The following is a 14,062-nucleotide window of genomic DNA, read 5'->3' on the forward strand; positions in this document are numbered from 1 at the left end:
CCGCCAGCCTGGGTCACTTGGAACGGACCCGCAGATGCAGTCCGAAGACCAGATCGGTTTCATCCAGACGATAGGCGGGATCCAGCTCAGGTCCGCAGCTGTTGGAGCCTATGCCGCTTGTGGCATAGTCCAGGCAGAGCACGGTTGAGCCGCATTCCTCCAGCTCATGGTCGTGCCTCTTGGCGGTCAGCTCCTCCTGCGTGTAGGGGGAGCAGTTGAAGCTGATGGGCCCATCCCCCGCCGCCTGCAGCAGGGAGCGGTCATCCTCCACCAGGACGTAGTCGCAGCCATAATGGGAACCGTTCTCCTGAGGACGCAGGTAGTGCTCGACCATGCCTGATGCGGTGTCATGGAAAACGCCATAGTGGCTGGCACGGTGCATGTCCCGGTAGCTCTCGTAGGGCCCATAGCCGCAGTAGGTGACCCGCTGGAGGCTCTTGGGCAGGAAGAGCCGCAGACCAAACCTGGGCAGATAGGGAAACTCGGGATCCCGATGCAGCTCCATCTTCAGGTCCAGCCCACCCTGGTCACTGAGGGTCCAGGTGGCGAGGATGCTACCCATGGGCTGAATAAAGGGTGCCACCAAGGACAGTTCAGCCTTGATTGTGGTCAGCCCCCTGTCCTGATCGGTCTGCAGCTGGCAGGAAAGGGCCCTGGTACCAGCCCGGTCATATTCGGCCTTGCGCCATTCATTCTTGATGATGGCATCGTTGTCGGTGGGCGCCCGCCAGAGGTTGACCTCCATAGGGGCGTCCAGCAGGGAACGGTTGTCGATGCTCATGGATTCCACCATGCCGGTGCGGCGGTTGAAGACGTAGCGCCAATCGGCCCCCTCCACGTCGAAGCGGGCATCCGTCTGCCTGACCACCGGACGATGGGCGCCCCGGGACCCACTGCCGGGGTCGGCACTGATGACCCTGGCCACGCCGTTGGGGCGTTCAGGCATCCCCATGTCTGCGGCTTCAAGCTGATCGAAGCCCAGTGGATACCCTTGTGGGAGCACTGGATCGGCCTTGGCCAGGGCGTACTCCACAAGCAGGGTCAGGCGACCGTGCTCGGGCGGATCCATGACGGGCAGGCCAACGGTGCCCTTAGCATGGGGGGCGATGTGCAGGCCGGTCCCGCGATCCAGTTCAGGCGCCCCGGAGGCCACAGGCTCCCCATCACACAGAAGGGTCCACTTCAGGCTCAGGTATTCATCCAGGTAAGTGAAGTCCAGGTAGTTATGCAGGGTGAGCAGCCGGGTCTGGGGATCGTAGCCGACCAGACGGGCAGGACGGAAGACGTTCTTGAACTCCCTGAGGCCGGTGTGGGGCCGCCGGTCGGGGTAGACCAGGCCGTCCATGCAGAAGTTGGCATCATGGGGGTACTCGCCGTGGTCTCCCCCGTAGGCATAGATTCGACGGCCCTTGCGGTCCATGCCCTGGTCGATGGCGTGGTCGGCCCACTCCCAGATGCAACCGCCCAGGAGCCCCGGATGGGCCTGGATAACACGGAAGTAGTCCTCCAGATCCCCGGGCCCCAACCCCATGGCATGGCAGTATTCGCAGAGGAAGTAAGGCTTTCGGCCCCCGTCTCCGTCATCCCCGTGGCTGCTGATGCCGTGAGGACCCTCCGGCGTGAAGTAGTCCTCGATTTGCTTGATGGAGGGATACATTCGCGAGGTGATGTCCAGATTGCTGTAATCCAGATCCTTCCGGGGCGAGCCGTGGATGGCCGACTCGTAGTGGGTCAGACGGGAGGGGTCCCGAGACTTGGTCCAGGCCAGAGCCGCCTCGATGCCACAGCCGTATCCGCTCTCGTTGCCCATGGACCAGATCAGGATGGAGGGATGGTTCTTATCCCGCTCCAGACTGTGCTGGACCCGGTCGACAATGGCCTTGGTAAAGAGCGGCTCGTCGGCGATGCGACCGTTCCAGTAATCGGGTTCCTTCCAGTCCGGACCGTGGTAGAGGGCCTCGATGCCATGGGCCTCCAGGTCGGCCTCGGCGATCAGGTAGAAGCCCAGCTGGTCGTAGAGGGCGTAATACTGAGGGCTGTTGGGGTAATGGGAGGTGCGGATGGCGTTGACGTTGTGCTCCTTCATCAGGGTCAGGTCACGCATGATCTGCTTCTGGTCGATGGCGAAGCCGGTGCGTGGGTCCCCGTCATGGCGGTTGACCCCGTGGATCTTGATAGGCCTGCCGTTGACCTTGACCACCTGGCCGTCCACGCTGACGGTACGCAGGCCGATGTACTCGGTGATGACCTCATCCGAGTCGCCGGAGCCGGTAGAGGTGGCCCTGGTCGACAAGGTCAGCCGGTAAAGTTCAGGATCCTCGGCATTCCAGAGACGGGGATGGCCAACCTCCATGGCAAATTGCGCAGGCTCCTTGCAACCCGTCAGCTCGGCCCGTGCCACCTCCACACCATCGGGGTCGGTCAGCAGAGCCTGGACGTCCAAAGCGTCATCGTCCTGGCCCGATACCCCGGTCGGATCCAGGTCCAGGGTCACACTGGCATGGCTCATGTCCTTATCAAGGTCGGTGTGGACGAACCAGTCGCGCAGACGTGCCTTGGGCCGACGCAGGATGTAGACATCGCGGAAGATGCCACTCATGCGGAACTTGTCCTGGTCCTCCAGATAGCTGCCATCACACCACTTGAGCACCAGAACGGCCAGCTGGTTACGGCCTCGCTGCAGATGGTCGGTCACGTCGAATTCGCTGGTGGCGTGCGAGACCTGGCTATAGCCGATCAGATCCCCATTGACCCAGAGATAGAAGCAGGAGTCCACCCCCTCGAAATTGAGCAGGGCCCGAGGCGCTGAGGGATCGGGCTCGTAGTCGAAGGCGCGCAGGTAGATGCCGCAGGGATTGTCGGCAGGCACCCTGGGCGGATCAAAGGGGAAAGGATAGCGCACGTTGGTGTATTGGGGGTTGTCATAGCCCTGGGTCTGCCAGACTCCCGGCACATGGATGGGCTTGTACACCCCTCGGCCCGCATCATTGGAAGGGCTGTAGTCGGCTTCAAAGAAGACCGGATCCTCGGCCTCGACCGCGGATTGGACCTCGGCATCCAGCTGGTCGATGCTGGCATAATAGCGAAAATCCCAGTCCCCATCCAGGTCCAGGTAGCGATCGGAACGCCTGCGCAGGTCACCACGCGTGTCCATGGGGGCGCCGGCTGGCACGCAGTATGCACGGTTGGGCTCGGTCCCCACATGCAGCGTGGCTGGATCCTCGTAATAACGTGGTATGAACATGACTATTCCATCCTCCTCGGTGGCCATGGCAGCAGACGTTTCACAGGCGTAATTGTTTACGCTCACATGCGACCATGATAGCGGGGCCATGGCACAGAATTCCCGGAGGTTGTCACAGTCCTCATTGCACCGGACGCGCCGTGCTCTCACGGATGACCAGCTTGGGTGTCAGGATGCGGCGGTTACCCCCCACATGCTCCCCTCGGAAGATCTTCAGAAGCAGGTTGGCCACCTTGGTGCCGTAGAGTCCGGCATCACGATGGACCGACGTGATGGAGGGATAGGTACTCTGGCAGATGAAGCTGTCCTCGAAGCTGACCATGGCTGGCAGACCCATGTAGGCCGACGCAGGAGCAGTGGTCTTCTCATCGGACCCTTGCCCTGCCATGGATGTCGTCCTGCTTTCCAGCATCGCTCGCAGGCTTGCCGCAGCCATGATCTCGTTCTCGTAGATAAAAGCTGTATATGGATTCTTCCCCGATGACAGACGAAGCGTGAAGGCGGCGGCCTTGTCAGGCGTGAAGTCCGTGAACTCCACTTTCGGCTCCCCCAGGTTCTTACTGCGGACGAACTCCTTGAAGGAAGAGACACGGGCACGGCTGTAGTCAAGGTTTTTATCCCCCGACAAGTAGGCGATCCGGGCATGCCCGCGCGAACTAAGATGATCCATGATCGTCGTCATGGTTCGGGAATCGTCGATGGACAGCGAGGGCAGGTAGTTGTCTGAGTCAGGTCCTCCAGCCAAGACTGCGGGCAGACCCAGATTGTGCAGGAGCCGAGGCCTGGGATCATCGGAGAGAAGATCCACCAGCACCACCCCATCGACCCGCTTACGTCTGGCCCAGTCCCGATAGGTGTCCAGCTCCTCGTCCAGGGTGGCGCAGGGGCGAAAGAGCAGGCCATAGCCCGACCTGCTCAGGGAGGCGTGGATGCCGGCCATGAAATGCAGCATGAATCCTTCGGTCTGGAAGGCGTCCATGGACCTGGCCGGGGCGAAACCCACCGTCATAGTCTTGGAACTGCCCAAGGCCTGGGCGGCATATGCAGGTTTCCAACCCATTCTGGCCGCCGCTTCGCGAACCCTGCGCTTGGTCTGGATGGAGACTCCGGGCTTGTCATTGATAGCGAAGGAGACTGCGGTCTGGGATATCCCCAGTTCGTTGGCTATGTCCTTGAGGCTGACCCTGGCATCGTCCATCTCCTTGTGAACAGATGAGTCCGTTCTGGCTTCCGTTTCTCCGCCAGCGGACTCGTCGCCCATGCGCCACCTCATATCAACCATCCTCGTCGACGCCCGTCATCCGGCTCGACCGACTCATCAAACAAAACTGCCTGCCACACGCTTTAGGCGTATATGAACATCGGCCTTTAACCTTAACTTAGACCCTCATCCGCACAAAACAGTGGCTTACAACACATACGGTTACAGACGACCATGTTTGAGATCAAGGACCTTGTTATCGTTCACATATAGTCTCCGGCGGAGGCTAAAGCCGAATATGTTGGGCCAGAGATGCAGCGGTCAGGACTTCTCTCGCAGGAGGGATGGGTCAGATACGGCGCTGTAGGAGCTTCCGCCGACAGGCTTGACGGCGATGCAGTCGCTGATGCCCCTGTCCTGCAGCCAGCTGCTATCCGCCGCGTGCAGGGAGGTGACCAGTGTCGGCCTTGCACCTTGATGGCTGAGTTCCATCCACTTGTTGAAGATGGACCCGCCGGGCGCACAGGCAGATCTGAGCAAGGGATCATCATGCTCATCCACATCCACGATAAGAGCCGTGGACCTGGGTTGAGAACCCTCCTTGCCGGAGTAGTCCTTCACCGCCTGGGCGAAAGCCTGGCCTATGGGCTTCAAGTGCTTCTCTTGGTCGAACAGACCCAACTGATGCTCAAAGGGTGGAAAATCACCGAATTGTTGGTTGACGTCATGCGAACACCACCAGGTGATGCCGAACATATCGCTGCAATCGAGGGCATGTTCCACCGAAGTCCTGCAAAAGTCAGCGGCCTGCCCCGCGTCCATCACATTGAGCGGGGCACCGACCTCCTGCAGCCAAACCCGCCGATGTGGCTGATTGGCAAAGGCCTTCGACAGTTCCACCAGGTACTCGGCATGCCGCGTGCTTTCCTCGGCCAGGGGGCCGGACTCCTGGGCGGCGCCGTTGAAGACCCAGGAATGAATGCAGGTCATGTCTCCGATGTTGGACGCATATCTTGGCAGAAAGGCGTGGCCGTCCTGATACCAGGTCGCATCGTTTTCGGAATGCAGGAGCACACGGCCTTCCTGGGCCGCCCTCTCCTTCAAGGGGGTCAGCAGCTCCAGCAGCCAGTCTTCAGCCTCCTTGGAGGTGGCGGGCATTCGACGCGGATGGACACGATCGGTGAACTGGTTGCATTCGTTGCCAATGGTCAGACCACGGAAATGAGGCAGATCCGCCAAGGCTTCATAAACCGAAGCGACCAGTCGGGCCTGCGCCTGAATAGCGTCCGGGTCCGTAAACATATTGGTTTCGTGCCATGAGACCAGCCATGAGGGCACGAAATCAAAACTGGACATGTGTCCTTGAATCACATCCGAATAGACATCCAACCCTCGCTCATCCGCCAGGGCGGCCATATGCCTCAGGTCGTCCAGGGCGGCGCCGTTGATCCAGGTCCTGTTGGGCTGGAGCAACGTCCACAGCGGGAAGATGCGGATATGATCCAGCCCAATGGAAGCAATGTCGTCAAGGTCTTTGGCGACAGCATCCCAATCCGGATGCAGCCAGAAATAGAACCAGTTGTGGGAGGGGGTGTAATTGACTCCAAATTTCATGATGATGCTATTCCTTGATGCCACCCTGTTCCAGACCACGGAAGAAGTAGCGTTGGAAGCAGGCGAAGAAGACCAGAATCGGTATCAGGGAGACCAGGGCCCCTGCTGCTATCAATCTGGGATCCGAAATGAACATGCCCTTGAGTCGGTTCATGCCCAGTGTGAGCGTGTAGTTTGACTCGTCGGAGATGACGATCAGGGGCCAGAGGAAATCATTCCAGGCGCCCACGAAGGCGAAGATGCCGACGACGGTCATGGTGCCTTTGACCTGAGGCACGCAAATCCGGTAGAACCGCTGCCAAAGATTGGCGCCGTCCACCTCGGCCGCCTCCTCAAGCTCGTCCGGGATGCTCTTGAAGGCGTTGGTCATGAGCAGAATGTTCACGGCGCCCACCATGCCTGGCAGGGCAACAGCCAACAGGGTGTTCTGCAGGCCGACGCTTCTGACGATCAGGAACTGGGAGATGACCACACCCTCGACGGGGATGACCATGGTGCCCATGAAAATCGTGAAAAGCAGGTTGCGCCCGCGCCACTTGAGCCGGCCCAGCGCATATCCGGCCATGGTCGAGAAGATCACGTTACCACCGATCGAAAGGATGGCGACAATCACCGTGTTCAGCATGTACCGGAAGACCGGGACCTGCCTGAAGACGGATAGGTAATTATCCCAGGTGGGTGTCTTCGGAATGATATAGGGCGGAACCGCATAGACGTTGTCGCCCTTGCCCTTGAAGGAGAGCGAAAGCTCCCAGACGAAGGGCCCCACCAGCAGGATGAAGACCAGTATGAGCACAAGATACTGGACGACCTTGCCAACAGTGACTTTGGAGTGACCGCTTTTCATGAGTCCTCCCCCCGCTTCTGGATGATCTGCTGCAGAATCAGCATGGCTCCGACCACAACCAGAACAATCAGCGACAGCGCGCTGGCATAGCCTGTTCTGGCCTGGATGCCCGTGCCCTCCTTCTGGATGAGCATGGACATGGTGATGTCCTCACCGCCGGGACCAGCCGTGCCGTTGGTGAGCACGTAGATCTCGTTGAACACGCGGAAGGCCGCGATGGTGGACAGCATCATGATCAGCACGATGGTGGATCTCACTCCTGGAATGGTGACATAGAGGAATTGCCTTACCGGACCTGCCCCATCCAGGGATGCTGCCTCATACAGGGAGGCGTCAATGTTGGCCAGGGCAGTCAGGTAGATGACCATGTAGTATCCCAGACCCAGCCAGATGGTGACAAACATGGATGTGAACAGTATCAGCCAGCGATCACTGAGGAATGGGATCGGGCTGTGGATGATGTGCAAGGACTCCAGAACCGAGTTGACCAGCCCCTTGGGATCCAGCAGGTTGGTCCAGATCATTCCCACCACCACGGCCGACATGACCACGGGAGTGTAGAAGGAGGTTCTGAAGAACCCCATGATCCTGGAGTTCCCCTTGACCAGGTTGGCCAAAATCAATGGAAGAATCACCATAAAGGGGACCACGCAGACCACGTACAGGGTGGAGTTGAGCAGCGCGGTCCAGAAATAGTCGTCATGCACGATCGCTACGAAGTTCTGGATGCCGATGAACTTGCCCGGTCGCAGCAGCGTGGAATCGGTAAAGGCCAGCCGGCAGGTATTCAGCGCAGCAACGATGACGAAGATGAAGACGATAGCAAAGGCCGGGAAGACGAACAGGTAGGGGGCCAGGGTCGTGGTCCAATGGGTCCCCTTGCCGCCTTGTCCCCCGGCTTGAGACCCGCCGGGCCGGCCGAGGGCAGAAGCCTTCGGCCGGACGGCGGAAGAGTCAACGCGGCTCATAGTTACTGCAGCTTCTCGTTGGCGTACTTGACGGCCTTGTCCAAGGACTCCTTAGCGGTCTGCTTGCCTTGCAGAGCCAGAGCGGCCTGCTGTTGCAGGTAGTCCTTGCCATTGGCATCGGTGAACTCGGCAGGACGGCTTGAGTACCCGGTCTTTACGGAGTTCAGAGTGACCTTCAGCGCCTTGCCTTGAACATCACTGGTGTCGATGTTGGCGTAGTAGGGATCATCAAGACCGCCCTTGCTGGAGGGGAAGGTGTTGGACTTCTTGGCGAATGCCAGCTGGTTCTTGGCATTGGTCACATATTGGACGAAGTCCAGGGCGAGCGTCTTGTTCTTGGTCTGGGCGTTGACAGCCAGCATCTCATAGGCCAGGCTGGCAGACTTGCCCTCATCGCTGATCTTGGTGCCCACAGCCAGATGCTTGTAGAGGTCAGGAGAGTTCTGCTTGAAGTCCGCCGCCGAGTAGGCGCTGCCGCCCATGGCCACGATGGAGCCCTTCTGGAAGAACTCGCCCTGCTGAGACCACTGTGCGCTCAGGGCCTCCGGCGGAATTCCCTTCTTGTTGAACAGGTCGACGAAGCGCTGCAGGTGCTTGACGGCCTTGGGGGAATTGAAGATGTACTTGGTGTGGTCCTTGTTCATAATGGGGATGCCAGCCGACGCATAGTCATCGACAGCACCACCCAGCATGGTGGACATGTAGGCACCGCAACCGCTCTTGACCATGGTGTCCGCCTGAGAGAAGTAGTCGTCCCAGGTCACCGGCAGCTTATTGGGATCCAGCCCGCACTTCTGCATGAGCTCGGTGTTGTAATAGGTGGGTCCATCGTTGACGTACCAGGGGAAGCCGTAGGCACCCTCTTCGATGTCCTTGCCCTTGAAGGTCACCGCATCCCAGGCGTTCTTGTAATAGTTGTTTTGGGCCTTGGGAGCTTCCTTGCTGATGTTCATCAGGGCCCCGGCCTTGGCCAGACCGTACATCAGGGAAGGACCGGCATCGATGATGTCAGGCAGGGAGTTGGCTGCGGCGTCGGCGGACAGCTTCTGTTCATAGTTGTCCGAGGGCTGGTCGATCCACTTGATGGTGGTGCCGGGATGCGACTTCTCGTAGGCCGAAATCAGGTTTTTGAAGTACGGCGTGTACTTGTCGTTCTTCAGATTCCAGGTCTGGAAGGAGATCTCGCCTGACGGCTTGCCGTCCTTCGACCCGCCTGAACTGCTGTTGCTTCCGCCGCACGCCGCCAGCGAACCCGCCATGGCAGTCGCGCAGATCAGTACTGCTACCTTCTTCAATGCTCTCATCGGAGCTTCCTTTCTGTTTTTACTACTCACTTCTTTGTGGAGCTTCCGGCCGATCCAAATTGACGAACGAACCGGCCGGACAGACACCCATGGTCAGGCGATTCAGCGCCTGGAGAGTCTCAAGGTGGTGAATTGGAAGGGAACCAGATCCAACAAGGCCCCATCGGCTTGCGCCCCCTGCTCGGAGCACAGGCCTGGTCGCACACCCTCGGGCACAGGACCGTCCTCCAAGGAGTTGGTCTCCTTCACGGTCGCCCCCTGCAGGACGGACCCTGTGTGCAGCCTGGCCTTGGAGGGCGAAGAATCCGGGTTATAGACCCTGACAATCACATCGCCGCTGTCGTCATCAGCCGTCTTGATCCAGTCGATGACGGTGGTGCCCTGAATATCCTCGACACCAGCCAGCGGCTCAACGGCAGGCAGCCCATGATGGAAGACCGGAGCGTTGAGGGCATAGGCTGCTTGCAGAATGTCAGCCTGGGTGTCCCCAGGGACGATGGACCAAGCGAAGCTGTGCTTGCCCCTGTCGGTATGCGGATCGGGAAAGACCGGGGCGGATAGCAGGGTCAGTCTGACCAAGGTTCCTGCCTCTTTGCCAGCCTTCTCGTCGTAGTGGATCGGTGTGGTGTCGCCGCCGTATGTAGAAGCGTTGACCACGCCAACAGCAAGGTCGTCGTCGCTGATTCTGACGAATCGGTGCGTGCAGCTCTCGAACTGGGCCTCTTCAGCGGCGTTGTTCTTCTGGATGGGCCTATCGATGAAGCCATACTGGCACTCGAATTGCGCGTACCTGGCCTGAACGGCGACGGGGATGTCCACCTTGAGCAGCTGCTCGTCCTGATGCCAGTCCACATCAGCAGTGAAGTCCAACTGCCTGCCGCCGGGAGTCAGCCCGATCGTGGTGACGATTGTGGTTTCGCCATGCCGACGTGATACACGAACACCGGAATCCAAGGCCTCAATGGTGACTGGGTCATCGACCGGAGAAGCGGTCAGCAGGGCATCGCGCTCCAGATCCCAGGCATCCCACATGTAGGGCTCGTCCTTGAAGAGCTCGTAACCGCCCACCGAGGAGCCTTGCGGGACCAGATCCCTGCCGGAGGTCCTGTCGAGAATGGAATGAACCTCGCCGTCCGAGCCGACGACGGCCCGGATAAGTCCGTTGTCCATGACGAATCCGTCGCCCTCTTGGCTGACTTGGACAGGCTTGATACCCTCGGGGCCTTCCTGGGCCTGTACTGGTCCGACGGGCTCCCAAGCCGTCTGTCCCCTGCCGTCCATGGGCACCAGCCTGGCATCAGACACCATGGGTGCCTGCGGCCGGGCGGAGGCTATGACGCGGGCAGCCTCATCGCCGATCTGCTCCAGACGGGCGATATCCCTGCGGTAGTCCTCCCTGGCCAGCCTATGGACCCAGGAGATGGCGGAACCTGGAAGAATGTCGTGGAACTGGTTGAGCAGCAGCGTGCGCCAGATTTGGTCCAGCTCCTGACGGGGATAGGTGTATGAGTCATCGACCAAACCGGCGTAGGCGCAGAGGTATTCGACCGTGCGCAGCATGGCTTCCTCCTGCCGGCAGCCCCGCTTCATATCCTGCTGGGAGGTCAGGGTCTTGCGGTGCAGCTCCAGATAGAGCTCGCCCTTCCAGACGGGCATTTCGGAACCAGCCTCCGCGCGGATCTCTTCCTCGGACTGACGGAAGAAGTCTGCAGGAGCCTGATACCGTACCTTGGCCGATCCCTCCACGTCATGCAGGCGCTCATAGCGTCCCAGCATCTCCCTGGTGGTGCCGCCACCGCCATCGCCATAGCCGAACAGCACCAAGGCCCTGGTCGAGATGTCCTTGTCCTGGTAGTTTTCTTCGGAGTGGTTGAGCTCGCGGGCCGTCATGCTTGAGGCATAGGTATCCATGGGAGGGAAATGCGTGAAGATGGCCGTGCCGTCAATGCCCTGCCAGTCGAAGGTATGATGCGGGAATTTGGTCGTATCATTCCAGGAGATTTTCTGCGAAAGGAAGGATGTCATTCCTGCACGGCGGGCAATCTGCGGGAACTGGCCCGTGTAGCCGAAGCTGTCCGGTTCCCAGACCACGGTTGTATCCACCCCCAGATGCTCCCGGTAGTACCGCTTTCCATAGGTGAACTGACGGGTCAGCGACTCCCCTGAGGGCAGCATGCCGTCAGACTCAACCCACATCCCCCCGACGGGGATGAACCTGCCTTCTTGGATGCGCTGCTTGACGCGTGCGAAGAGATCGGGATGATCCTCCTCCAGCCATGCATACTGCTGGGGCGAGCTCATGGCATAGATGAATTGAGGATCGCGCTCCATCAGGGCGAGCATGTTCGAAACAGTCCGCGCTACCTTGCGTCTGGTCTCCCGCTTGGGCCAGAGCCAGGCGGAGTCAATATGGGAATGACCCACTGCCGCATGGTCCAGGGCACTGGGGGTCGCCGGCACCGCCAGCACACCTGCCAGAGCCTGTCGAGCCGGCCCGAGTGTGGTCAGGTCACGCTCATCGTAAATATTGAGCGAGCGCTGCAGGGCCTTGCCCAGACGCCAGTACCGTGGCTGACTCTGGTCGCATTCGCGGATCAGCTGGGCAGTGACCTCAAGATCCATGTAGTAGTTCCATGCCTCATGGTCAAAATGGCAGACGTCCATTTGCTTGAGGACATTGGGCTCATCGGCGCGACCGGTTGTTCCCTCCCCCAGCTGCGTCTCCACGAATGCGGGGGTGCCAAGCAGGAGCGGATTGCAGGCCGCTTCCAGATAGATGGTAAAGGTTCCATCAGGGTTGATGACCGAAGCCTCGTCACGGGTCGGATTCCCATCCAGGTCGGTCCCGTCGAGCGGAATCCAACGATTGCGGGGATTGACGGCCTTGATGATCGATCCGTCGCTCCTATAGGCCTGGGCTTCAAAATGGCCACCGGGCGCATCAGGATGCCAGCCCAGATCGACCACCAGCTCAATCGGTGCCTTGGCGGCCCAGTCGGCATCGATGTGGCCGGTCACCTCCATCCAGGTGGTCCCCCAGGTCGTGCCCCAGGTGTCCCCTAGGGAGAGAGGCTGGAAGTCCACGCTCTTGCTCTGTAATTTTCCGAAGAACTCCGATGACGGTATCGGTTCGCCGGAAATGACGAAAGAGCGGACTTGGACCTGGCCCACAGGCCGCTCAATCTTCGGTAGCACGCGTTGACGCATGACACGGTCGCACTTGTCAAGCACGCGTTCTATCTTCAGCTGCATCCTCACAACCTCCTCGTAGGTCCGCTTCGCATCTCTACTAAAGCGGTTTAGTTCGATTATACTCCTCTCCGGTCCGGGCGATAGGGCTCAGATAAAATTGGCGTGTCATACCTGGCAAACATGTCTGCCTTGGTCAGCACATAAAAAAGCTCCGCGAGCTTTCACTCGCGGAGCTAAGCAACGATAGCCGGTTACAGCTCAGGCCTGTGCCAGAGCCTCGACGATGTAGTTGTTGATGGTGGCCTTGACGACCTCGAGATGGTCAGACTTGTCGGCGGCAATCAGTTCGGCCTGCGGCTTGTCGAGGCTGTACTCCTCCAAGGAGGCCAGCGTGGCCGTGCCGTCCTTTACCGTCGAACCGATGCCAGATTCGAAGGAGGAGTAACGCTCCTGCTGCAGCTGCTCGATGTAGCCGTCCTCGTGCATCTTGGCCGCGACCAGCAGACCGGCGGCGTAGGTGTCCATGCCCACGATGTGGGTCCTGAACAGATCCTCAGGCAGGAAGGAGGAGCGGCGTGGCTTGGCATCGAAGTTCAGGCCTCCGCGGGGCCCGATGCTTCCATTGGCCAGCACCTCCCACATGACGGCGGTGGCATCGTAGAGATCCGAGGGGAACTCGTCCATGTCCCAGCCGATCAACTTGTCGCCCTGGTTGGCATCCAGGGATCCCAGGAAGCCGGCCTCGCGGGCCACGCGGACCTCATGCTGATAGGTATGCATGGCCAGGTTGGCGTGGTTGCCCTCGATGTTGAGCTTGAAGTTATCCTGCAGGTCGTAGGTACGCAGGAAGTTGATGGTGGTGGCTGCATCGTAGTCGTACTGGTGGAGTGTGGGCTCCTTGGGCTTGGGCTCGATCAGGAACTGCGCGTCGAAGCCGATCTCCTTGGCGTAGTCCACGCACATGTGGAAGAGGGCGGCCATATGGTCCTGCTCCTCCTTCATCCGGGTGTTCCAGAGGGATTCGTAGCCCTCGCGGCCGCCCCAGAAGACGTAGTTCTCGGCACCCAGACGCTTGCCGATCTCCAGGCTGTGCTTGAGCTGGCCTGCCGAATACGCATAGATATCAGCGAAGGGCGAGGTGCCGGCGCCAGCCTCGAAACGGGGGTTGGTGAAGAGCGACGAAGTGTTCCAGAGCAGCTTGACGCCCGTGTCCTTCATGGCGGCTTCGATGCGATCGATCACTCTGTCAAGATTGGCATCGGTCTCGCGCAGGGTGTCGCCCTCGGGAGCCAGGTCACGGTCATGGAAGCAGAAGAACTCGACCCCCAGCTTGGTGAAGAGCTCGAAGGCGTAATCCACCTTGGCCAGCGCCTGATCCATGGGATCGGTGTAGCGGTAGTAGGGCCTCTGCGCGGTGGGATCGCCGAAGGGATCCACCAGTCCCTGGTTGAAAGTGTGCCACCAGGCCACAGCGAAGCGCAGCCAGTCCTTCATGGGCTTGCCGGCCACCACCTTGTTCTTGTCGTAGTAACGGAAGCCCAGGCCCTCCTTGACACCCTGGCGACCTACGTATTCGATCTTGTCAACGTCCCACAGACCCATAATGCTCCTTTGCCTAATGCATTGCCTTTACAGCCTTCACAGGGGAGGAAACCAGTTCCTGCCTCCTGAACAATAAGAGTAGAGGGACGG

Annotated in this window: 8 protein-coding genes; all 8 read right to left on the reverse strand. The window is 59.8% G+C overall.

Annotation, left to right across the window (positions count from 1 at the left end; all coding sequences use genetic code 11):
* Positions 1-13: 13 nt before the first annotated feature.
* Positions 14-3,244, reverse strand: a complete 3,231-nt coding sequence (locus P273_RS0103970; protein ID WP_024627192.1) for a glycoside hydrolase family 2 TIM barrel-domain containing protein — start codon at positions 3,242-3,244, stop codon at positions 14-16.
* Between the two features lie 121 nt (positions 3,245-3,365).
* Positions 3,366-4,442 (reverse strand): LacI family DNA-binding transcriptional regulator, encoded by a 1,077-nt coding sequence (locus P273_RS0103975; protein WP_029676121.1) that lies wholly within the window; start codon positions 4,440-4,442, stop codon positions 3,366-3,368.
* 324 nt (positions 4,443-4,766) lie between these two features.
* Complete coding sequence (locus P273_RS0103980; RefSeq protein ID WP_024627194.1) at positions 4,767-6,059, reverse strand: glycosyl hydrolase; 1,293 nt, start codon at positions 6,057-6,059, stop codon at positions 4,767-4,769.
* A gap of 7 nt (positions 6,060-6,066) precedes the next feature.
* A complete protein-coding gene (locus P273_RS0103985; RefSeq protein WP_024627195.1) occupies positions 6,067-6,906 on the reverse strand; it encodes a carbohydrate ABC transporter permease in 840 nt (279 codons plus the stop codon).
* The gene (locus tag P273_RS0103990) at positions 6,903-7,874 is read right to left on the reverse strand and encodes a carbohydrate ABC transporter permease (RefSeq protein WP_024627196.1); all 972 of its coding nucleotides are present in this window, start codon (positions 7,872-7,874) and stop codon (positions 6,903-6,905) included. Before P273_RS0103990 ends, P273_RS0103985 begins: the two co-directional genes overlap by 4 nt.
* A gap of 2 nt (positions 7,875-7,876) precedes the next feature.
* The gene (locus tag P273_RS0103995; protein ID WP_024627197.1) at positions 7,877-9,178 is read right to left on the reverse strand and encodes an ABC transporter substrate-binding protein; all 1,302 of its coding nucleotides are present in this window, start codon (positions 9,176-9,178) and stop codon (positions 7,877-7,879) included.
* 102 nt (positions 9,179-9,280) lie between these two features.
* Positions 9,281-12,430 (reverse strand): glycoside hydrolase family 38 C-terminal domain-containing protein, encoded by a 3,150-nt coding sequence (locus tag P273_RS0104000; protein ID WP_024627198.1) that lies wholly within the window; start codon positions 12,428-12,430, stop codon positions 9,281-9,283.
* Between the two features lie 198 nt (positions 12,431-12,628).
* Positions 12,629-13,972, reverse strand: coding sequence for a xylose isomerase (xylA, locus tag P273_RS0104005; protein WP_024627199.1), 1,344 nt, complete (start codon positions 13,970-13,972; stop codon positions 12,629-12,631).
* Positions 13,973-14,062: the final 90 nt, after the last annotated feature.

Origin of the sequence: Bifidobacterium sp. A11, from assembly GCF_000499185.1 — a bacterium.
In the GTDB taxonomy this organism is placed as follows: domain Bacteria; phylum Actinomycetota; class Actinomycetes; order Actinomycetales; family Bifidobacteriaceae; genus Bombiscardovia; species Bombiscardovia mizhiensis.